Origin of the sequence: Duganella caerulea (assembly GCF_040362985.1) — a bacterium.
Lineage (GTDB): Bacteria > Pseudomonadota > Gammaproteobacteria > Burkholderiales > Burkholderiaceae_D > Rugamonas > Rugamonas vulcania.
Genome location: NZ_BPWJ01000002.1, coordinates 624,396 through 645,746 on the forward strand (window position 1 = coordinate 624,396; position 21,351 = coordinate 645,746).

Consider the following 21,351-nt stretch of genomic DNA (forward strand, 5'->3'; position numbering starts at 1 on the left):
GGTGTACAGTGTCGCAAGCCGGGGCGGTGGACAACAGAGCCAGTCCGGGCAAACTTCAGGGTGCCGGTTGGGGCTTTTTCGTACCGGTTTTTTTCAGCCACTACAGGTCCAGATGGAGCCAGTTCTTCCGATTACCCTTGCGCTGCCGGAGCGTGGCTCCCGGCAGATCCTGCGTTCCATGCACCAGCAGATGCGGGCCGCCATCGTCGATGGCCGGCTGTCGGCCGGCTTGCGTTTACCCGGCTCGCGCACGTTGGCCGAGCAGTGCGGCGTGTCGCGCAATTGTGCGATGGCGGTGTATGACCTGCTGCTGAGCGAAGGGCTGGTCGCGGCGCGGGCAGGTGGCGGCACGTTCGTGTCCGACATCTATCTGGCCGATCCGCCTCGCGCGGCAGGCGTGGCGGCTGATCGCACGCCCTTGCTGCTGCCGCGCTGGCGCAATGAGCCGGCCGTGTTGCGGCCGTCGGCGGCGGCGCGGTTCGAATACGATTTTGTGGTGGGGCTGCCGGATACCAGCCAGTTTCCGTTCGATACCTGGCGGCGGCTGGATGCGCGCTCGCTGCGCCTGCTGGAGCGTGAGCCGGCCGAATATGCGGCGCCGGAAGGACGGGAGTCGCTGCGGAACGCCATCGCCAAGCATGTGTCGTTTGCACGCGCCGTGGCTTGCGGTGGCGCCGATGTGCTGGTGACTTCCGGCGCGCAGCAGGCTTTCGATCTGCTGGCGCGGATTTTCATCGAGCCGGGCGTGACCAGGGTGGCGATCGAGGATCCGGGGTACCCGCCGTTGCGCTGGGCGCTGGAGAGTGCCGGGGCGGTGCTGGTGCCGGTGCCGGTCGATGCGGAGGGAATGGTGGTGGATCGTATTCCGGCCGATGCGCGGCTGATTTGCGTGACGCCGTCGCACCAGTTCCCGATGGGGCAGGTCATGTCGCTGCGGCGTCGCATGGCTTTGCTGGCGTTCGCGCGCGAGCATGGCAGCCTGATTATCGAAGACGATTACGATGGTGAGTTCAGTCATTCGTCGCAGCCGCTGGATGCGTTGAAAAGCCTGGACCGGGATGATTCGGTGTTTTATGTCGGGACGTTTTCCAAGAGCTTGTTTCCTGGGCTGCGGCTGGGTTATGTGATCGCGCCTTCGTGGGCGCGTCCCGCGCTGGTCGGCGCGAAGCAGCGCAGCGATTGGCATGGGGCGGTGGCGGCGCAGGATACGCTGGCGGCGTTCATCGACGATGGCGACCTTGCGCGTCATATTCGCAAGATGCGGCAGGTGTACAGCCAGCGCAAGCAAATCCTGATGGGGGCCTTGCAGCGGCATCTGGCGGGGAAGTTGTCGGTGATTCCAGCCGAAGGCGGGCTGCATATCGCCGCGCTGTTGCGCGATGAGGATCGGGCCGAGGAGGTTGTCGCGGCGGCGGCAGGGGACGGGATTCGCGTCGAGCCGGTGAGCCAATATGCGCTGGCTCCCGAGCCGCCGAATGGGCTGGTGTTTGGACTGGGCTTGATTCCGACGCACCTGATCGATCAGGCCGTGCTGCGATTGGCCGGGCATTTGGTCTAGTTTCGTTTTGCGTTGTACTGTCAGCTTCGCATGACGGCCTTGTATGCTGCGAGCAGGGCGTAAGGGGGCAGTTGCGCGCTCGTTGTAGCATTCATTCGATTTCCTCCCCTATTTTCTTCGGCTTTCCCATATTTAGAGCGGGAAGCCCGGGAATAGTCCAATGCTTGAAAAAATAGAAGAAAATCGAAGATTTGCTACAAGGAGCGCGGAGGAGCACCCCGTGCACATACTCCCAGGCAGGGGGAGCGCCAAGAACGCCAAGCGGCTCACAAAAGCATTTTCAGCTATCCGCAGAAGGAATATACTGCCGCCAGAACTCAAACTGGGGTGTATATCTTGTTAAAATATCTAGTACTTCCGGTGGCCTTGATCGGCGCCGCAGCGGCGCAGGCCGACGAAGGTCAATGGCAGCCGTATCAGCTGCCGCAGCTGAAATCCGAATTGAAGCGCATCGGCATCACCATCCCCGCCGAAAAACTGTCCGACCTGTCCAAGCATCCGATGAGCGCCATCGTGTCGCTGGGCGGCTGCTCGGCGTCGTTCGTGTCGGACGCCGGCCTGGTGGTGACCAATCACCACTGCGCCTACGGCGCGATCCAGCGCAACTCGACGCCTGAACATAACTACATCGTCGATGGCTATCTGGCCAAGACCCGCGCCGAAGAGCTGCCGGGCGGCCCGAACACGCTGGTCTACGTGACCGACAAGGTGGAAAACGTCACCGCGCGCGTGCTCAAGACCGTGAGCGACACCATGAGCGGCAAGCAGCGCCACGACGCCGTGGAAAAATCGATCAAGGCGCTGATCGCCGAATGCGAGAGCGACAAGATCTACCGCTGTTCGGTGCCGGCCTTCCACCGCGGCCTTGAGTACTACCGCATCCGCCAGATGATGATACGCGACGTGCGCCTGGTGTACGCGCCGGCCGACATGATCGGTAACTTCGGCGGCGATATCGACAACTACGAATGGCCACGCCAGGACGGCGACTATTCCTTCCTGCGCGCCTATGTGGGCAAGGACGGCCGCCCGGCCGATCCGTCGCCGGACAACGTGCCTTACCACTCGAAGGACTTCCTGGTGGTCTCGGCCGCCGGCCTGAAAAACGGCGACCCTGTGCTGCTGGCCGGCTACCCGGGCCGCACCAGCCGCTACAAGCTGCCGTCGGAAATCCGCGCCGCGCGCGACTCGGCCTATCCGGCCAAGGTGGCCGAGCTCCAGGCCGACCTGGACGTGATCGCCGCCGCCACCAAGGGCAATCCTGCCGCCGCCGTGCGTTACGCCAGCGTCGACAAGAGCATGAACAACGTGATGAAGAAAACCCAGGGCCTGTTGGACGGCTTTGCGCGCAAGGACATCGCGGCCATCAAGGATGTGCAGGACGCGGAGTTCCGCGCCTGGTACGCCAAGCAGCCTGGCATGTCGAAAACCCTGCTGGGCGAGCTGGATGCGGTGATCGCCGCCGACCTGGCGCTGAGCGACGAGGAATTCGGCTACGGCGTCGCCACCACCAGCGACCTGCTGAAGAGCGCGAGCACCCTGTACCGCCTGGCGCGCGAAAGCGCCAAGCCGGATGCGGACCGCGAATCCGGCTACCAGCAGCGCGACCTGACCTTCATCAAGGCCCGCCTGAACCGACTGGAGCAATCGTATGTGGGCAGCGTGGACCAGGCGCGCTTTGTCGCCGCCCTGCAGCGCTACGCCAAGCTGCCGAAGTCCATGCACGTCAACGGCCTGGACGCGCTGCTGCCGGCCGTCGGCGCCGTGCCGGCCCTGTATACCAAGTCGGAGCTGGGCGACACCGCCAAGCGCCTGGCGTGGCTGGACAAGGATGCCGCCGCCATCGCCGCGTCGAACGACGCCTTCCTGCAGCTGGCGGTCAAGCTGGACGACGTGACGCAGTCGCTGAAGGAACGCCGCAAGGAACTGGACGGCAACCTGGAACGCGTGATCCCGCAATACATGCAGACCGTGATCGCGTGGAAGAAGTCGCAGGGCAAGCCGGTCTACCCGGACGCCAATTCGACGCTGCGCGTGACCTACGGCACCGTGTCGCCGTACTCGCCGAAGGACGGCATCACCAAGGGGCCGTTCACCACGATCGAGGGCATCGTCGAGAAGAACACCGGCAAGGATCCGTTCAACGCGCCGCAAAAGCTGCTTGATGCGATCAAGGCCAAGCGCTACGGCCAGTTCATGGATCCGATCCTGGGCACGGTGCCGGTCGACTTCCTGACCAGCGCGGACACCACCGGCGGCAATTCCGGCTCGGCGGTGATGAACAAGAACGGCGAGTTGATCGGCTTGAACTTCGATTCGACCTACGAGTCCATCACCAAGGACTGGTACTTCGATACCGCGATCACCCGCGCGATCCACATGGACATCCGCTACATGCTGTGGGTGATGGCCGAAGTGGACCACGCCGATAACGTGCTCAAAGAGCTGACCATCAAGTATCCGGCCAAGAAAAAATAATGAACGAGCTGTCGGTTCTGTTGGGGTACCTGAACATGCCGTGGCATCTGGCAGGCGTGGCCACGTCCCCGCTGGAACTGGTGTCGTTCATTTTGTCGGTGGCGACGGTGTGGCTGAACATCCGGCAGAGCCATTGGGGCTGGCTGTTCGCCATCATCTCGTCGGCCACCTACGGGCTGGTGTTCTTCGGTTCGCGGCTGTATGGCGACATGGCGCTGCAACTGGTGTTCATCGCCGTGTCGTTCTTCGGCTGGTACCAGTGGCTGCACGGCGACGACAGCCATGAGCGGCTGCCCGTGTCCACGCTGGACGCGCGCGCCCGCTGGCTGGCCGCCGCCGCGTGGCTGGCCGGCTTCGCGCTGCTGGCCTGGTTCCTCAAGTCCTATACCGATACCGACGTCCCCAATTCCGATGGCTTCCTGACCGCCGGGAGTTTGGTCGGACAGCTGCTGCTGTCGCGTAAAAAGGTCGAGAACTGGCATGTGTGGATCATCGTCGACGTGCTGTATGTCGCGCTGTACCTGCACAAGCACTTGGTGCTGACGGCCGTGCTGTATGCGGTGTTCGTTGGCATGGCGGTGATCGGCCTGCGCGCCTGGAGCAGCGACGGCGCCAGCGGCCGCATGGCGCTGGAATGAACACGGCCGCGCCGCTGCGGGTGGCGATACTGGGCGCGGCGTCGTCCGGCAAATCGACGCTGGCGGCGGCGCTGGCCGAGCGCTATCAAACGCTGTGGGTGCCCGAGTACCTGCGCGAATTCGTCGACACCGAGGCCAGGATACCGGTGGCGGCCGACCAGTTCCACATCGCCGAGACGCAGCGCGACCGCGAGGATGCTGCCGCGCCGCGCGCCAACCGGTATCTTTTTTGCGACACTGCTCCGCTGATGACGGTGGTCTACGGCCGCCATTATTTCGGCGGCATCGACGACCAATTGGCCGCGCTGGCCGCCAGCCACCAGCAGGATTACGCCATCACGCTGGTGACGGCGCTGGATATCCCGTGGATCGCCGACGGCTTGCAGCGCGAATCCGAGGAGGTCAGCGTGATCGTCAACCGCTTGCTGCTGGACGAGCTGGCGGCGCGTGGGATACCCTATCTGCTGGTGTCGGGCGATCCCGACGAACGATTATCCCAAGTGGAGCGGCATCTATCATGAAGCAGCGGCTGGCGGTGATCCTGATGTGCGTGTCCCCGCTGGCGCTGGCCGACACCGGCTACTACCTGGTCTCCACCTACGATGTGGAGGGCCAGGCATCCCTCGACTACAAATACTGGAACGCCCACTACAACGGGCGCACCGTGGCGGCGCCGGAGATCGGCGTCGGCTACGGCGTCACGTCGCGCTGGTACACCGAGGTGTACGCCAAGTGGGTCAGGCTGAACGGCGGCGCCGCGCACTGGCAGGAGACGGCGTGGCAGAACGATTACCTGCTGACGCAAGGCCAGTACGACTTCGACCTGGCGCTGCACACCAAGGTGGAGAAGGCGCGCGACAACGCCAGCGGCTATGCGCTGGAATGGGGGCCGGTGCTGCAGACGGAAATCGGCCGCACGCAGTTCAACGCCAACCTGTTCTTCCAGCGTGCATATGGCGTGGCGCCGGGCGGCGGCGAGCATCCGATGGAGCTGACCTACCAGCTGCAGGTGCGGCATCACTGGAAGCCGTGGCTGCAGCCGGGCGTGCAGGCTTTCGGCGAGGTGGGGAAGTGGAACGACTGGCTGCCATACCGGCAGCAGTCGCACCGCGCCGGGCCGGCGGTGTTCGGACACCGCGATATCGGCCGGCAGGAGATCAAGTACGAATTCGCTTACCTGATCGGCAGGAATTCGGCACGCGCGGCGAAGAGTTTTTCGATGCGCGTGCAGCTGGTCTTTTAGAGGTCGAACTGGGCCGACACGCGGAAGGTGCGCGTGGCGCCCGGCATCAGGTAGCCGCCCAGGTCCGGCGTGACGTCGCGCCAGTAGAACTTGTCGAAGGCGTTGTCGATGCCGGCGCGCAGCGTGGTGTGGACGCCGCCGATGCGGGTGTCGTAGGCGCCGCCCAGGTTGAGCACATGGTAGCTCGGCACGAACACCTGGTTCTCCTTGTCGAACGCCTTCTTGCCCGAATAGATCCAGTTGGCGTTGACCGACAGACCGGCTACCTGCGGCACGGCGTAGTCGGCGTACACGGTCGACTTGAAGGCGGCGACGTCGGTGACGCGCTTGCCGTCCATGTCCGCCAGGCCGGTGTCGCGCTGCTGCGTGTTGAGCGCGGTGGCCGAGACGCCCACCATCAGGTCGCGCGAGGCGCGGCCGTTCAGCGACATTTCCAGCCCGCGGTTCTGCGCGCGGCCGTTGCGCACGTAGGTGTTGTGCGCGTCGGTGTATTCCAGGCCCTTGCGGATCTCGAACAGGGCGATGCTGGCGCTCAGGTCGGGATGGATGTCGGCCTTGACGCCCACTTCGACCTGCTTCGATTTGCCCGGCGCCAGTGCCAGTCCCTGGTTGGTGGTCTGGATCGGCGCGATGCCGCCGTGCTCCAGGCCCTGCGCGTAGGAGCCGTACACCGAGACGTTGGGACGCAGGCTGTACACCAGCGCCACATTCGGCAGCCAGAAGCCGACGTCGGTGTGGGCGGGCGGCAGCGTGGCGTCGCTGATTTCGTCGCGCTTGACCTGCACGTAGCGCGCGCCGGCGTGCAGCTTGAGCTGTTCGTTGAGGCTCAGGATGTCCTGCGCGAACAGGGCGCGTTCGTTGTCGCGGCGGCGCTCGGAGACCGGGCCGCTGGTGCCGGCCGCCGGCGCCACCATGATCGGGTGGTAGATGTTGCTGAACGCGGTGCCGTCGGCGCCGGCCTGCACGTACAGGTAGTCGCCCCATTTCTCGCTGTTGCGGAACAGCGATGCGCCGCCGGTGAACTCGTGCTTGATCGAGCCGGTGCTGAACTTGCCCTGCACCAGCGCCTGCACCGTCAGCGGCGATTTCTTCTCGCCCAGGCTGATGTAGTCGTAGACGTCGTAGTCGCCGTTGCCGCAGAAGCCGGGGTACAGCAGCTGCGCGGTGCAGCCGTAAGGGAAGGCGGTGTAGTCGTCGCGCTTGAATTGGTGCTGGTTGGCGCTGATGGTGGCGCTCCAGTCGGGCGTGAACAGGTATTCGAAGCGCGCGCCGATGTTGCTGCTGGTGGTTTCCACCGGACGGCTCCACGGCTGGTTATTGAGCATGGTGTCGGCCGGGATGTTCGGCAGCGTCGTGTTGTTGAGCAGCTGGAAGCCGGGCGCGGTCACCTGCGATTTTTTCTGGTAGTCGGCGTCCACCTGCAGCAGCGCCTGCGGCGAGATCTTCCAGTCGAAGGCGGCCGAGACGAACTTGCGGTTGCCATCGGCGCCCTTGATGTAGGAGCGCAGGCGCTCGGCCGCGACGTTGACGCGGTAGCCGAAGCGCGGATCGGCGAAGCGTCCGCCCAGGTCGACGGCACCGTACAGCGTGCCGCGCTCGCGCTCTTCCAGCACCACGGTGCGCAAGTCGGTTTCGGTCGGGCGCTTGGTGACGTAGTTGACCACGCCGCCCGGCGCCGACACGCCCGCCTGCAGGCCGGACAGGCCTTTCAGCACTTCCAGGCGTTCCTTGTTTTCCAGCGGGATCTGGGTGTCGGCCGAGACCGACATGCCGTCCTTGCGGTAGCTGGAGGCGTTGTCCAGCTTGAAGCCGCGGATCGAGAACTGCTCCGAGTAGCCGACCGCGTTGTAGGAGTCGCTCAGGCTGGCGTCGAACTTGGCGGCGTCGGTGGTGGAGCGGACCTGGCGGTCCAGCATCTGCAGCGAGGTCATCACGCTGACCGAGGCCGGGGTCTCCAGCAGCGGCGTGTTGGCGAAGCCGGCCACGGAGGCGCGGCTGGCCTGCGCCTTGGCGCCGGTGATCACCACTTCGGGCAGGGCCTGCCCGTCGGCGGAGGTGTCGGCGGCGGCGGCCGGGAAGGCCTGGAGCAGCGCCAGCGCGATGGCCGACACTGCGAAACTTGGTTTGTACATGGTGTGCTCTCTGTTGTTCTCGGCTGGGAGCCGCGAAGAGAGCCATCAAAGGAGGGGAGAACCACTTTGCGCTTTCCTTCGCTGGCATTATCCAGATCAGGTACGAAGGGTATCTCTCACCCGGCAGCAAAGCTCCAGGACCCCTAGCGAGGCGGTAGTGTAGCACAGGCGCGGGTCGCGGTGCCGTGCGCCGTGTTCCGCGCCGCGCCTTTACACTGGCGGTTTGCGCCGCGGGGCGCCAACGAAGCAGTCACAGCTTTCAACGGAGGCGCCATGATGTCCGTGCATTTTGGCGACACCGTGCTGCATCGTGCAAGCGAAAGGGTAGGGATGAGGCAGTCGTATCAAGAGGGGAGCTGGTTTGCGATTCCGTTGCTGGACGGTGGCTACGGCTGGGGGCTGGTGGCCCGCCTGTCGCCGGGCAGCAAGATCATGCTGGCGTATCTGTTCGGCCCCAAGCTCACGCGCCTGCCGTCGCAGGAGGAGCTCAACACCTTGCAGCCGCAGGACGCGGTCAAGGTGCTGCGGGTGGGCGACATGGCGCTGGCCAGCGGCCACTGGCGCGTGCTGGGGGAGGTCGCGGACTGGAACCCGGCGCTGTGGCCGATGCCGCAGTTTTTGCGCCGCGCCGATTCGCTCAAGCGCGCCTGGCGCGTCACATATTCGGACGCGGACCCGAGCCGCTCGGAGCGCGAGGAATCCGTGCCCTACGATACCGAGGGGCTGGAGGCCGATTCGCTGTACGGCTACGGTTCCACCGAGCTGTTGCTGACCCGCCTGCTGGAGCCGGCCGACCATCCGATCAACCGCGGCAGCGGTGGCGGCGGCGGCGGCGCTAGTCGCAGTTGACGTTCCAGGCCGCGTACTCGCCGCGGTGCTTGCGCACGGCGACGCGGACGGTCGTGTCGCGGTCGCTTTCAAACACCAGGTTGAACATCACGGGCGCGCCGGCCGCCGGCGGCGCCGGCTCGATCGCGCGCAGCGTGAAGGGCAGGGCGCGCTGGCGGATGCAGCGCGAGTTGCCGGCCAGGAGCAGGCGCGCGCGGCTCAGCAGTTCGGGATACTGCCGCAGCAGCGCCACCACGTCCTCCGGCGGCAGCGCCTGGTCCATCAGCACCGTGTGCTGGGCGGCGGTGCAGATGGTCTTGGGCTGTGCCAGCCACACATGCCAGCTGGGCGGCTGCGCCGATTCGCTCCAGCGCGCATCCCTGGGCGCCCTGGCGTCGTAGATGAAGCTGGAACGGATCTGCCGGCACAGGTCGACCGCCGAATGGCGCGGCGCCGAGTCGACGCGGGCGATCACCTGCCACGGCTTGCCGCGCTGGCGCTCGATGTCGAACTCGGGCGCGAACAGCGGCTGCACCAGGCGCGCGCCTTTGGATTCGGCCAGCATCTTCTGGCGGTAGTAGTCGTCGAAACTGGCGCGTTCCTCTTCGGTGGGCTGGCGCTGTTCGATGCGCGGCGGCGCGGGCGGCTTGGCGGCGGTGGCGGCCAAAGCCTGGCCTGCCGCGATCAGCAGCAGCGCGATCGGCGGCGCCCGCATCAAGCCGCCTTCATCACGATCTGGATCTGCAGGCCGCCGCCGTCGCGGTTGCGCACCTGCAGCTCGGCGCCGTGGCGCTGCATCACGCGGTCGACGATGGCCAGGCCCAGGCCGGCGCCGTTGGCCTGGCCGCGCGCGGCGTCGAGCCGGGTGAAGGGCTTGAGCAGCTGTTCGATCTGTTCGGGCGGCACGCCGCTGCCGTGGTCCTGCACCTCGATCAGCACGCGGCGCGAGGTGTGCATGCCCTTGATGCTGCACTTGATGTCGATCTCGGTCAGCTCGCTGCCGGGCGTCTTGCCGTAGCGGCGGGCGTTCTCGATCAGGTTGTTGATGACGCGCTTGATGTCGGTGGCGTTGCCCATCACGTGCGCGTTGGGCACGATGTCGGTGTGGATGCGCACGTCCTGCAGGCGGCTGGCCTCATGCGCGGTGTCGCTCAGCAGTTCGCTGACGTCGACGTTGATGAAGCTCGATACCTCGGTGGGCTTGGCGTAGTCGAGGAACTGGCCGATGATGTCGTCCATCTGCGCGATGTCGGACTGGATGCCCTCGCGCGCCTCGTTCGACAGGTTGGCCATCTCCACCTCCAGCTGCATGCGCGCCAGCGGCGTGCGCAGGTCGTGCGAGATGCCGGCCAGGATCACGGCGCGGTCGGACTCCACCTGCTGCAGCTGGTCGACCATCTGGTTGAAGCTGCGGTTGGCCACCATGATTTCCATCGGCCCCTTTTCCGGCAGCGGGTCCGGGCGCTTGCCCTGGGCGAAGGCGCGGGTAGCCTGCGTCAGCCGCCGCAGCGGCAGGTTGATCAGGCTGGAGATGAAGGCCGCGCCCAGCAGCGACACCACCGACACCACGCTGGCCCAGCCCAGCCACTGGATGCCGGTCAGGCCGCGGATGCGCTCGCGCTCGAGCATCAGCCAGTAGGCGTCGTCGTCGATCTTGAAGCTGACCCAGAAGCCGGCCACGCCGTTCACGCGCGCCGAGAAGCGGGTGTCCTCGCCCAGCTTGGCCTTGACCAGTTTCTGGATGTCGGGCATCAGCGCGTTGTCGGGCGGCGGATCGACCTTGTCGTCGTCCTCCAGCGTGAACACGCGGATGCCCTCGTTGGACACCAGGTCGAACAGCAGCTCGCGCCGCAGCTCGGGCGCGGAGTGGGTCAGGGCGGCGTGGGTGATGGTGACCACCGAGATCACCTGCGACGAGATCTGCTGCACCTGCGGCTCGTGCTGCACCACGCTGATCATGCCGACCCAGGCCGTCATGCTGGTCGTGGTGAGCGCGCCCAGCAGGAAGAAGGTGCGCCAGAACAGGCCGCTCTTGAGGCTGGCGATGCGGAATGCGAACGGAAACTTCAACTTCATGCGCGCGTCCGCGCCTTAGCGCGGCTGCCCCTCCGGAATGAACACATAGCCCAGGCCCCAGACGGTCTGGATGTACAGCGGGCTCGACGGATCGGGCTCGATCAGCTTGCGCAGGCGCGAGATCTGCACGTCCAGGCTGCGGTCGAACACCTCATACTCGCGGCCGCGCGCCAGCTCCATCAGCTTCTCGCGCGACAGCGGCTGGCGCGCGTGGCGGGCGAATACTTTTAGTACCGAAAATTCGCCGGTGGTCAGCGGCACGGTCTCGCCGTTTTTCTTCAGCGTGCGGGTGCCCAGGTCCAGGATGAACTGGCCGAACTCGAACGATTGCGGGGTTTCCGACGGCGCGCCGGGGATCTCGTCCGGGCCGCGGCGGCGCAGCACGGCGCCGATGCGGGCCACCAGCTCGCGCGGGTTGAACGGCTTGGGCAGGTAGTCGTCGGCGCCCATTTCCAGGCCGACGATGCGGTCCACGTCCTCGCCCTTGGCGGTGAGCATGATGATCGGCGTCTGGTCGCCGGCGCCGCGCAGGCGGCGGCAGATCGACAGGCCGTCCTCGCCCGGCAGCATCAGGTCCAGCACCAGCAGGTCGTAGCGCTCGCGCAGCCACAGCTTGTTCATGGCCGTTGCGCTCTCGGCGGTGAAGACGTTGAAACCCTGCTCGGTCAGGTAGCGCCGCAACAGGTCGCGCAGACGCACGTCGTCGTCCACTACCATAATCTTGGCTTGGTGGCCATGCTGGTTGGCGGAGGTGTTGCCGGATTCAGTCGTTGTGCTAGTCATTGGGCCTGCCAGATTTGTCATATTCATGTTGCTATGGTAACGTCATAATCGCATTGCGAAAACGTCTGTGACAACCCATTACAAAGTGTTACAAACTTTACCCAATTCGTCTTACCCCCTCAGGTAAAGCATCATACACTCTGGGCATGGATTCAGCTTTTTAGGAACGCCAATGGGCATCGATCACAAAAAAAACTACGCGGCAGCAAGCGCAACTTTTTGCGTTCGATCCCTCTTGGGTGTCCTGCTGCTGAGCGGCGCGGCCGCCATGGCGCACGACGGTTCCAGCGAGCGCGATGCGCCGCGGCGCGAGGATCCGCGCGGCCTGCCCGCCCGCGAGGCCCAGCAGGTGCGCCAGGAAGTGCGCCAGCAGGCCGAGCCCCGCCAGATCGATCCGCGCAGCTACGAGGCGCGCGCCGAGGAGCAGCGCCGCGCCATGCAGGATGCCGGCCGCAACGCGGAAATGAGCCGCCGCGCCGGGCGCCTGACGCCGGACGAACGGCGCGACCTGCGCCGCCAGATCAACGAGGTCGGACAGGATATTTACGCCCATCCGCCGCGCCACTGATTCGGATGTTATTGAACTAACATTGATCTGTAGCAATAAGTTCACAGTTGTAGCCCGCTTGCCACGGAAATCACTTTCTTTTCCTTGATCTGAGTGTAAGATTCGTTAATTACACGCAATGCCTTCCGGCCGCGTGCCGTTGGGAGAAAGATGGTGGTTCAAGAGGTTGCCCCTGTCGCGCCAGGCGAGGAGCTGCACGCTCCGGGGACCGGCTTGCCCGTCGGCTTGGCGAAGAGGCCGGACGGCATCTATATCGACCTGGCGCTGTCGCCGCTGACGCTGACCGCCGCCATCAACGAGGTCTTCCATTCCCACTGCTATTTCGCCGGCCTGAACTACCCCGTGCTGAACAAGGCGCTGTACGGCATCGGCCCCGACGTCGGTAAGCCGGGCTGGGCGCGGCTGGCCGACGAGGTGCGCGTGCTGGCGCCCGAGCGCATCGCGCTGTACAAGAATCCCAAGCTGGGGCGCGGCTACGCCGAATACTATTTCGAGACGCTGTACCTGGACGAGATGACGCTGCCCGACGGCACCGTGATTCCCGAGCGGCCGACCCGCCTGGACGTCGACGAGTTCGTGGCCGAGATGTGGAACAAGGGTATCCTGTTCGGCATCGAGGTGGCGGCCGTGGCGGCGGCGATCGCCTCCACCAAGGCCGACCGCATCACCGTGGCCACCGAGCTGGAGCCCGAGCCGGGCCAGGACGCGACCGTGGTCGAGGTGTCGTCCGACCTGCACCGCAGCGACGCGCCCAAGACCCGTGCCGACGGCCGCGTCGACCTGGGCAGCTTCCAGAACCGCTTCCCGCAGATCAAGGCCAACGTGCGGCTGCTCAAGAAGCTGCCGCCGGTGCCCGGCCATCCCGGCTTCGACCTGGCCGGCCGCATGACGCCTGCCGCCGCGCCCAAGGACCTGACGCTGCGCTTCTTCGCCGGCGACGGCACCGAGGCCAAAGAGCTGGAGGACGGCGAGTACCTGGTGTCCACGCGCGAAGGCTTTCTGAACGTGGACGCCAAGTCCAACCGCATCTCCATCACCGATAAAATCGTCAGCACGGACGGCGTCAGCGGCCGCACCACCGGCAACCTGCAGCTGGCCGGCGCCTACGAGGAATTCGGCGACGTGCAGGAGCAGCGCGACGTCACCGGCGGCGACATCACGGTGCACGGCAACGTCTACGGCAATATCCATTCGCGCGGCGGCACCGTGGTGCTGGACCAGAACCTGGTCAGCGGCAGCATCGCCAACGCGGCCGGGAACATCACCGTGACCGGCGTCGCCTCCGGCTCGGTGATCCATACCGCCAAAGGCACGGTGCATGTCGGCCGGGCCGAGAACTGCGTCATCTCCGGCACCATCGTGACGCTGGGCGAGGCCTCCAACTGCGAGATCATCGCCGACGAGATCCGCATCGAGGTGGCCGAGGGCTGCGCGGTGGCGGGGCGCAATGTGGAAATCGACAGCGCCGGGCCGCGCCGCCGCACCGAGATGGTGGTGTATGTGCTGGTCAAGGACGTGAGCCAGTTCGACCAGGAGATCGCCGACCTGGAACAGCGGGTGGCCGCGTTCGAGGCGGCCAACGTGGCGGCGCAGCAGGAGGCCGAACGCATCGCGGCGGTGCCGGACGTGCGGCGCTACCTGGCGCTGGCGGCCAAGCTGCGCGCCCAGGAGCTGCAGCTCAACGCCGAGCAGGGCGTGCTGCTGCGTAAGATCGCCGGCGCGGTGGCGACCGAATTGCAAGCCATCGCCAAGCTGCGCACCGACCTGCAGGCTGGCCAGACGCAGCAGAAGCTGTTGCAGGACAAGCTGGCGCGCGTGATCGAGCAGAAGGCGGAGGCGGCCGGCATCGCGCGCTGCGGCCTGCGCATGGTCAGCGGCGAGACCATGGTGCGCACCATGCCGTTCCAGGCCGACGTCGCCGCGCTGACCCAGCTGCCGCCCAAGGACATCAAGCAGCGCCTGCGCGGTTCGCCCAGCGGCGAGCTGCTGTTCTGCGACAGCGCCGGCTCGCTGGACTGGCACCTCAATGCGCGCGCACTGCATCGCCCCGTGGACGCCTAGCCATGGCGTGTGCACAATGCGGGTGGTTCATGCTAAGCTGGATTCAACATTAAAAAGTGAAGAAGCGCCGTCCGGACAGGCGGCGTTTCGACGAACATCTTCCTGGGGATTACTGTGTCCGATGACGCAACGGCGCTGGATTTAAACGCGGAGAGCGAGCTGCCAGCAGCGATCGTCAAGCGCGCCGACGGCATCTACCTGGCCGGCGACGCCACGACCGTGTCCTGCCTGGCGGCGGTCAGCCAGGTGTTCCTCGGCAGCGCCTACTTCGCCAACCTCGATTACGCGCTGTTCGTCAAGCTGCTCTACAACTGTGGGCCGGAGCTGCCGCCCAGCGTGACCAACAAGCCGCTGATACGCATCGCCGACAGCATCGAGCCTTTCCATCCGCCGCGCCGGGCGCTGTACAAGTCCGTCAAGATCATCAACGGCGAGGCCGAGTACTATTTCGAGCCGGTGTTCTTCGAGGTGCCGGACATGCCGCCGCAACCGGCGCGGCTCAACTTCGACGAATTCGTCTCCGACATGTGGGTCAAGGGCATCCGCTTCGGCATCGACGCGCCGGCCGTGCGCGAGGTCATCGCCAGCGGGCGGGTGGCGCGCATCATCGTCGCGCGCCGGCTCAACCCCATGCCGGGGCGCGACGCCAGCATCGAGGAAGTCTCGCGCGACATCCACCGCAGCAACGCGCCGCGCGAGAAGTCGGACGGCAAGCTCGATCTGCAGGCCTTCCAGAATCGCTTCCCGCAGGTCCAGCCCAACGTCAAGCTGCTGCGCAAGGTGCCGCGCACGCCGGGCGTGCGCGGCTTCGAGCTGTCGGGCATCGTGCTGGAGCCGCCGGTGCCGCGCGATATCGAATTGAGCAGCGTGGCCGGCGAGGGCACGGTGATCGAGAACCTGCGCGGCGGCGAGTTCCTGGTGTCGGCGGTGCAGGGCTTCCTCAGCGTGGACCCGGCCAGCAAGCGGCTGTCGATCGGCCCGAAGATTATCAGCCGCGAGGGCGTCAGCGCGCGCACCACCGGCAACCTGCAGCTGACCGGCGAGTACGAGGAATTCGGCGACGTGCAGGAACAGCGCTCGGTCGAAGGCGGCAACATCACCATCCACGGCGACGTGTTCGGCATCATCACTTCGCGCGGCGGCGACGTTGTCCTCAGCCGCAACCTGATGGGCGGCACCGTCACCAACGCCGACGGCGGCATTCGGGTGCAGGGCGTCGCCTCCGGCTCGGTGCTGCAAACGAAGCGCGGCGAGGTGACGCTGGCGCGCGCGGAGAGCTGCATCATCTCCGGCACGCGGGTGGTGATCGGCGAGGCAAGCAACTGCGAGATCATGGCGGACGAAGTGGTGATCAAGGCGGCCGAGGGCTGCGCCATCGCGGCGCGCAGGATCGAGATCGCCAACGCCGGGCCGCGCAAGCAGAACGAGATGCTGCTCTATACGCTGGTGCCGGACATCTCCAAATTCGACAAGAAGATCGCCGAACTGCAGCCACGCGTGCAGCACGCGGCGCACGAGGCCAGCCTGCGCAAGGCGGAGATCGACGCCATCACCGGCCAGGCCGAGGTGCGCAACTACCTGACGCTGGCCACCCGCCTGCGCAAGCGCGAGCTGGTGCTGACGGCCGAGCAGGAGCCGCTGTTCCACAAGATGGCGGAATCGGTGGGGCCGTCGTTGCGGGCGGTGGCCAAGATCTCGCTGGCGATGAAGGCGGCCCAGGTGCAGCAGGAGCAGGCGCAGGAAGAGGTGAACCAGGTGCAGCGGCAGAAGCGCGCCGTGATGAGCGGTTCGCGCTGCATGGTCGAGAAGCTGACCGGCGACGTGCTGCTGCGGACCATGACCTTCGCGCCGGACGGCCCGCCGGCGTACGACCGGCCGGCCAAGGAGGTCAAGGCCAAGGTGCGCACCACGGCCGCCGGCATGAGCACCATCGACGCCGGCAGCGCCGGGCCGATCGCCTGGGCGCCGGAGATCGACTGGCCTACAGACTAACCTTGCCGCGCAGCTGTTTGCGCTCGCCGTCCTTGGCCTTGCCGTCGAGCCGCTTGCGCTGCGAGCTGCGGGTGGGCCGGGTGGGGCGGCGCACGGCGGGCAGCACGGCCACGCTGTCGACCAGTTCCTGCAGGCGGCGCAAGGCCTCCTCCTTGTTGGCCTCCTGGCTGCGCGACTGCTGCGCCTTCAGCACGATCACGCCGTCCTTGGTGATGCGCTGGTCGCGCATGGCCAGCAGGCGCTCCTTGATATGCTCCGGCAGCGACGAGTTGGCGATGTCGAAGCGCAGATGCACCGCGCTCGACACCTTGTTGACGTTCTGCCCGCCCGGCCCTTGGGCGCGGATGGCGGTGAACTCCACTTCATTCACATCGATCATGGTGCGAACCTCACCGGCTGCGCCACCGACCACGACTCGCCTTCGGTGGCGTGCACGCGGCGGCTAACGAGGTCGCGGAACAGCGGATGCCGCAAGGCCTCCTCGGTGCGCAGCACCGGCGAGACGCAGCAGTCGGCGGCGGCGAAGGCCTCGGTCCATTGCGCCAGCGTGCGGGTGGCGAACAGCGCATCCAGTTCGGCCTTGAGCGCCATCGCATCCTCGCCGCCGACCTCTTGGCCCAGCTGCCAGTGGCGTGGCTTCAGGTCCGGCCGTTGCAGCACGTCGCAGCAGGCTTGCCAGAACTTGAGCTCCAGCGCGCCGACCGCCATGTGGCGGCCGTCGGCGGTGCGGTAGACGTTGTAGCAGGGGACCCCGCCGGTCAGCAGGTCGCGGCCCGGCGTGGCGGGCGCGCCATTGTTGACCGCCACCAGCGGCATGATGTTGTGGGCCATGACGGCGGCCGTCATCGACACATCGACAAAGCGCCCGGCGCCGCCCATCTTGACCGCCACCAGCGCCGCCAGGATGCCTTGCAGCGCCGATTGCGCACCGCCCAGCAGGTCGCCCACCTGCAGGTTGGGCAGGGCGGGCACGCCGTCGGCGCCGGCGTTCTGCTCCAGCATGCCGGCGTAGCCGATGTAGTTGATGTCGTGCCCCGCCAGCTGCGCAAAGGGGCCGTGCTGGCCGTAGCCGGAGATCGCGCACGTCACCAGCTTGGGATTGCGCTGGCGGAGCACCTGCCAGCCCAGTCCCAGCTTGTCCATCACGCCGGGGCGGAAGCTTTCGACCAGCACGTCGGCCGTCTCCACCATCGCCAGCAGCTGCTCGCGGTGGGCGGCGTCCTTCAGGTCCAGCCGCATCATCCGCTTGCCTCGGTTGACCGCGACGAAGAACTGCGACACCTCGTTGCGCACCGGCCCCATGGCGCGCGCGTAGTCGCCGGGACCGGGGTCTTCGATCTTGATCACTTCCGCGCCCATGTCCGCCAGGTGCATGGTGGCCACGGGGCCGGGCAGCAGGCGGGTGAGGTCCAGCACGCGGATGCCGCTGAGGGGGAGTTCTGTAGTCATGGGTTCATTGTAGCAAACGAACAACCGCAGATCCGGCGAATGTTGACGCCGCTCAACGACCACGGCGGGGGGCGAAGGTAGGATGGCACATGCCTGTAACCGCACGTCCCGGACGAAAGGATCATCATGCCTTCATTGACTATGCAGTCCACCAGCGCCGATACCGCCATCGCGCCGGGCCAGTATCTGGTTTTCCGGCTGGGTGGGCTGGACTACGCGCTGGACTTCAGCAAGGTGCAGGAGCTGCGGCCCTTGAAGGCGCTGGAGCGCTTTTCATCGGAGGGGGAAATCGTGGCCGGGGTGGTGGTGTCGCGCGGCGTGATCATGCCGATCGTCGACATGCGCATCGCCTTCGGCCCGCGCCCCAAGGAGCACGATCCGCTGACGGACGTGATCATCCTCAAGCTGTCGACCTGCGTGATGGGGATGGTGGTGGACGGGGTGACGGATATCGTCCAGCTGACGCTGGGGCAGATCCAGCCCATCCCCGGCGCCAGCGCGGTGGAGTACCTGGTCGGCATCGGGGAGGCCGACGGGCGCCGCCTGATCGTGGTCGACATCGATAAGCTGATGTCGATCCAAAAAGTACCGATGGGCGCCCGCCAGGCTGCTTAAAACGCTTAGGCCAGCGCTTCCAGCTGTTCCTGCAGTTCCAGCCATTCAGCTTCCAGCTGGCCGAGATCCTTGGTGAAGAAGGATTGATCGGCCAGCAGCTGTTTCAGCTTGGCCTTGTTGGCGGCGTCGTAGATCGACGACTCGCCCAGGGCCGCATCCACATCGGCTTTCTGCGCGCTGCGCTTGGCGATCTGCTCGTCCAGGCGCTTGATCTTTTGCTCCAGCGGCTTGCGCAGCGTGGCCAGGCGCTGGCGGTCTTCCGCCTCCTTGCGCTTCTGTTCCTTGGTGTTGACCACCGGCGCGGCCGACGGCGGCGCGACCGGCGAGGCCACCGGGAAGTCGGTCTTGTTGGCATTGCCGGCGGCCGGCAGCACGTCGGTGCCCTTGCCCATCTTGGTCTGCAACAGCCAGTCCTTGTAGTCATCCAGGTCGCCGTCGAACGGCTGCAGCTTGCCGTCGGCGACGATGATGAACTGGTCGGTGGTGGCGCGCAGCAGGTGGCGATCGTGCGAGACCACGACCAGCGTGCCTTCGAACTGCGCCAGCGCTTCGGTCAGCGCCTCGCGGGTTTCCAGGTCCAGGTGGTTGGTCGGTTCATCGAGCAGCAGCAGGTTGGGGCGCTGCCAGACGATCAGTGCCAGCGCCAGGCGGGCCTTCTCGCCGCCGGAGAACGGCGCGATCGAGCTGGTGACCATGGTGCCGGGGAAGTTGAAGCCGCCCAGGAAGTTGCGCAGCTCCTGTTCGCGCACGGTCGGTGCGATCTTCGCCAGGTGCCACAGCGGCGATTCGTCGTGGCGCAGCATCTCCACCTGGTGCTGGGCGAAGTAGCCGATGTTCAGGCCCTTGCCCATGGTGGCGTCGCCGGTCAGCGGCGACAGCTCGCCGGCGATGGTCTTGATCAGCGTCGACTTGCCCGCGCCGTTCACGCCCAGCAGGCCGATACGCTGGCCGATCTGCAGCGAGAACTTGATGTTGTTGACGATGGTCTTGTGGGTGATCTCGCCGGTCTTCTCGTTCTCGATCTTGTAGCCGGCGTCGACGTCCTCCATCACCAGCAGCGGATTCGGGGCGCTGAGCGGCTCGCGGAACTCGAACGAGAATTCGGCGGCGGCGCGCAGCGGCGCCAGTTCTTCCATCTTGGCCAGCGCCTTCATGCGGCTCTGCGCCTGGCGGGCCTTGGAGGCCTGCGCCTTGAAGCGGTTGACGAACGACTCCAGGTGGGCGCGCTTGCGCTGCTGCTTTTCCAGCGCGCCGGCGGCCAGGATCATCTGCGCCGCACGCTGACGTTCGAAGGACGAGTAGTTGCCCGAGTAGCGTTTCAGTTTGCGCTCGTCGATGTGCACCACCACGTTGACCACTTCGTCGAGGAAGTCGCGGTCGTGGGAGATGATCAGCAGGGTGCCGGTGTAGCGTTTGAGCCAGTCCTCCAGCCAGATGATCGCGTCCAGGTCCAGGTGATTGGTCGGTTCATCGAGCAGCAGCAGGTCGGAAGGGCACATCAGCGCCTGCGCCAGGTTCAGGCGCATGCGCCAGCCGCCGGAGAAGCTGGCCACCGGCTGCTGCATCTGGTCGATCGAGAAGCCAAGGCCCAGCAGCAGCTGTTCGCCGCGCGACTGCACGGTGTAGGCGTCGGCGTCGGCCAGGGCGCTGTAGATCTCGCCGATGGCGATGCCGTTCTCGGACGATTCGGGCTCCGATTCCAGGCGCGCCAGTTCCGCCTCCAGCTTGCGCAGGGTGACGTCGCCGTCGATGGCGTAATCGAGGGCCGCGCGTTCCAGCGGCGGGGTTTCCTGCGCCACGTAAGCGACGCGCCATTTGGCCGGGAAGTCGATCTCGCCCTGGTCCGGGTGCAGCTCGCCGCGCATCATCGCGAACAGGCTGGATTTGCCGGCGCCGTTGGCGCCGATCAGGCCAATCTTGTCGCCGGGGTTGAGGGTGACATCGACCTGTTCCAGCAGCGGCTTAATACCGCGCATCAGGCTTACTTGAATAAAGCGAATCATTGGTTCTTGTTCTTCTAAAGTAGGTATTACAACTTCAACTGGTCCGCGGTCAGCAGGAAGACCATGTCGTCGCCGTTGCTGGTGGTGAGCCAGGTCAGGCCCAGTTCACCGAAGGCCGCCTCGGCGAACTCGCGCTCGTTGCCGATTTCGACGATCAGGATGCCGTCGTCGGTCAGGCGCTCGGCGGCGCCGGCGACGATCTTGCGCACCAGGTCCATGCCGTCCTTGCCGCCGTCCAGCGCCAGTTCAGGCTCGGCGCGGTACTCCATCGGCAGCTTGCTCATCGACGACGAGTTCACATACGGCGGGTTGGTGATGATCAGGTCATACTTCTTGTCCGGCACATTGGCGTACAGGTCGGACTGGATCAGCGTCAGGCGGTCTTCCAGCTTGTAGGTGGCGACGTTTTTCTTCGCCACTTCCAGCGCGTCGGCCGAGATGTCCACCGCGTCCACGTGCGCGTCCGGGAAGGCGTCGGCCAGCATGATGGCCAGGCAGCCGGAGCCCGTGCACAGCTCCAGCACATTGGCCACGTTCTCAGGCTCGTTGACCCACGGCGCGAAGTACTGCGGGATCAGTTCCGCGATGAAGGAGCGCGGCACGATGGTGCGCTCGTCCACGTAGAAGTTGTAGGTCCCCAGCCACGCCTCGTTGGTGATGTAGGCGGCCGGCACGCGCTCGTTGGTGCGGCGGTCGATGACGGCCATGACCGCGTCGATCTCCTCGGGCAGCAGCTTCGCGTCCAGGAACGGGTCCAGGCGGTCCAGCGGCAGCTTGAGCGTGTGCAGGATCAGGTAGGCCGCTTCGTCGAAGGCCTCGACGCTGCCATGGCCGAAGAACAGCTTGGCGGTGTTGAAGCGGGTGACGGCGTAGCGCAACAGGTCGCGCGGCGTGGTGAAAGGAGTCGTGTTCATGGCTATCTCGGTA

General features: G+C 66.0%; 18 protein-coding genes and 1 riboswitch. Of the genes, 10 read left to right on the forward strand and 8 right to left on the reverse strand.

The window, feature by feature from the left end:
- Window positions 1-112 precede the first annotated feature (112 nt).
- The 5 genes from pdxR (at window position 113) to ACUJB0_RS07645 (ending at window position 5,917) form a co-directional block, all read left to right on the forward strand.
- Window positions 113-1,558, forward strand: a complete 1,446-nt coding sequence (gene pdxR, locus ACUJB0_RS07625) for a MocR-like pyridoxine biosynthesis transcription factor PdxR (RefSeq protein ID WP_444844694.1) — start codon at window positions 113-115, stop codon at window positions 1,556-1,558.
- 336 nt (window positions 1,559-1,894) lie between these two features.
- Entirely contained in the window at window positions 1,895-4,036 is a 2,142-nt protein-coding gene (locus ACUJB0_RS07630) for a S46 family peptidase (RefSeq protein WP_444844695.1), read from the forward strand.
- Window positions 4,036-4,674 carry a nicotinamide riboside transporter PnuC gene (pnuC, locus tag ACUJB0_RS07635; protein ID WP_371875013.1) on the forward strand — a complete coding sequence of 213 codons (639 nt, stop codon included), beginning with the start codon at window positions 4,036-4,038 and terminating at the stop codon, window positions 4,672-4,674. The genes ACUJB0_RS07630 and pnuC overlap by 1 nt, the downstream gene beginning before the upstream one ends.
- Window positions 4,671-5,195, forward strand: a complete 525-nt coding sequence (locus tag ACUJB0_RS07640; RefSeq protein WP_444844696.1) for an AAA family ATPase — start codon at window positions 4,671-4,673, stop codon at window positions 5,193-5,195. The genes pnuC and ACUJB0_RS07640 overlap by 4 nt, the downstream gene beginning before the upstream one ends.
- Window positions 5,192-5,917, forward strand: a complete 726-nt coding sequence (locus ACUJB0_RS07645) for a hypothetical protein (protein WP_444844697.1) — start codon at window positions 5,192-5,194, stop codon at window positions 5,915-5,917. The genes ACUJB0_RS07640 and ACUJB0_RS07645 overlap by 4 nt, the downstream gene beginning before the upstream one ends.
- Here the strand turns inward: ACUJB0_RS07645 and ACUJB0_RS07650 are convergent.
- Complete coding sequence (locus ACUJB0_RS07650) at window positions 5,914-8,049, reverse strand: TonB-dependent siderophore receptor (RefSeq protein WP_444844698.1); 2,136 nt, start codon at window positions 8,047-8,049, stop codon at window positions 5,914-5,916. The two genes, ACUJB0_RS07645 and ACUJB0_RS07650, sit on opposite strands and share 4 nt — an antisense overlap.
- Before the next feature lie 56 nt (window positions 8,050-8,105).
- A riboswitch (TPP riboswitch) is annotated at window positions 8,106-8,204 on the reverse strand.
- Between the two features lie 175 nt (window positions 8,205-8,379).
- Here ACUJB0_RS07650 and ACUJB0_RS07655 point away from each other — a divergent pair.
- Entirely contained in the window at window positions 8,380-8,898 is a 519-nt protein-coding gene (locus ACUJB0_RS07655) for an Imm26 family immunity protein (RefSeq protein ID WP_444844699.1), read from the forward strand.
- Here the strand turns inward: ACUJB0_RS07655 and ACUJB0_RS07660 are convergent.
- From ACUJB0_RS07660 to ompR, 3 genes are read right to left on the reverse strand one after another with little or no spacing between them, the layout of a single operon-like run.
- The gene (locus ACUJB0_RS07660) at window positions 8,885-9,592 is read right to left on the reverse strand and encodes a hypothetical protein (RefSeq protein WP_444844700.1); all 708 of its coding nucleotides are present in this window, start codon (window positions 9,590-9,592) and stop codon (window positions 8,885-8,887) included. The two genes, ACUJB0_RS07655 and ACUJB0_RS07660, sit on opposite strands and share 14 nt — an antisense overlap.
- A complete protein-coding gene (locus ACUJB0_RS07665) occupies window positions 9,592-10,953 on the reverse strand; it encodes an ATP-binding protein (protein ID WP_444844701.1) in 1,362 nt (453 codons plus the stop codon). The genes ACUJB0_RS07660 and ACUJB0_RS07665 overlap by 1 nt, the downstream gene beginning before the upstream one ends.
- Window positions 10,954-10,968: 15 nt before the next feature.
- Entirely contained in the window at window positions 10,969-11,736 is a 768-nt protein-coding gene (gene ompR / locus ACUJB0_RS07670) for an osmolarity response regulator transcription factor OmpR (protein ID WP_161082163.1), read from the reverse strand.
- Window positions 11,737-11,971: 235 nt separating this feature from the next.
- On the opposite strand from ompR, the gene ACUJB0_RS07675 reads away from it, so the two are divergent.
- The 3 genes from ACUJB0_RS07675 (at window position 11,972) to ACUJB0_RS07685 (ending at window position 16,357) form a co-directional block, all read left to right on the forward strand.
- The gene (locus tag ACUJB0_RS07675) at window positions 11,972-12,304 is read left to right on the forward strand and encodes a hypothetical protein (RefSeq protein WP_444844702.1); all 333 of its coding nucleotides are present in this window, start codon (window positions 11,972-11,974) and stop codon (window positions 12,302-12,304) included.
- A 150-nt stretch (window positions 12,305-12,454) separates the two neighbouring features.
- Window positions 12,455-14,365 carry a flagellar assembly protein A gene (locus ACUJB0_RS07680; protein WP_444844703.1) on the forward strand — a complete coding sequence of 637 codons (1,911 nt, stop codon included), beginning with the start codon at window positions 12,455-12,457 and terminating at the stop codon, window positions 14,363-14,365.
- A 114-nt stretch (window positions 14,366-14,479) separates the two neighbouring features.
- Window positions 14,480-16,357: a flagellar assembly protein A gene (locus tag ACUJB0_RS07685; RefSeq protein ID WP_444844704.1), complete on the forward strand. Its 1,878-nt coding sequence runs from the start codon at window positions 14,480-14,482 to the stop codon at window positions 16,355-16,357.
- On the opposite strand, the gene arfB is transcribed toward ACUJB0_RS07685, so the two are convergent.
- Both arfB and ACUJB0_RS07695 read right to left on the reverse strand, forming a co-directional pair.
- Window positions 16,347-16,736 carry an alternative ribosome rescue aminoacyl-tRNA hydrolase ArfB gene (arfB, locus tag ACUJB0_RS07690; RefSeq protein WP_444844705.1) on the reverse strand — a complete coding sequence of 130 codons (390 nt, stop codon included), beginning with the start codon at window positions 16,734-16,736 and terminating at the stop codon, window positions 16,347-16,349. The two genes, ACUJB0_RS07685 and arfB, sit on opposite strands and share 11 nt — an antisense overlap.
- The gene (locus ACUJB0_RS07695; RefSeq protein WP_444844706.1) at window positions 16,733-17,806 is read right to left on the reverse strand and encodes a CaiB/BaiF CoA transferase family protein; all 1,074 of its coding nucleotides are present in this window, start codon (window positions 17,804-17,806) and stop codon (window positions 16,733-16,735) included. Before ACUJB0_RS07695 ends, arfB begins: the two co-directional genes overlap by 4 nt.
- 126 nt (window positions 17,807-17,932) lie before the next feature.
- Between ACUJB0_RS07695 and ACUJB0_RS07700 the strand changes: the two genes are divergently transcribed.
- On the forward strand, window positions 17,933-18,421 hold the full coding sequence (locus ACUJB0_RS07700) for a chemotaxis protein CheW (protein ID WP_444844707.1): 489 nt from the start codon (window positions 17,933-17,935) through the stop codon (window positions 18,419-18,421).
- 5 nt (window positions 18,422-18,426) lie between these two features.
- On the opposite strand, the gene ACUJB0_RS07705 is transcribed toward ACUJB0_RS07700, so the two are convergent.
- Window positions 18,427-20,397 carry an ATP-binding cassette domain-containing protein gene (locus ACUJB0_RS07705; protein WP_444844708.1) on the reverse strand — a complete coding sequence of 657 codons (1,971 nt, stop codon included), beginning with the start codon at window positions 20,395-20,397 and terminating at the stop codon, window positions 18,427-18,429.
- 53 nt (window positions 20,398-20,450) lie between these two features.
- Complete coding sequence (gene prmB / locus ACUJB0_RS07710; RefSeq protein ID WP_444844709.1) at window positions 20,451-21,338, reverse strand: 50S ribosomal protein L3 N(5)-glutamine methyltransferase; 888 nt, start codon at window positions 21,336-21,338, stop codon at window positions 20,451-20,453.
- Between the last annotated feature and the right edge of the window lie 13 nt (window positions 21,339-21,351).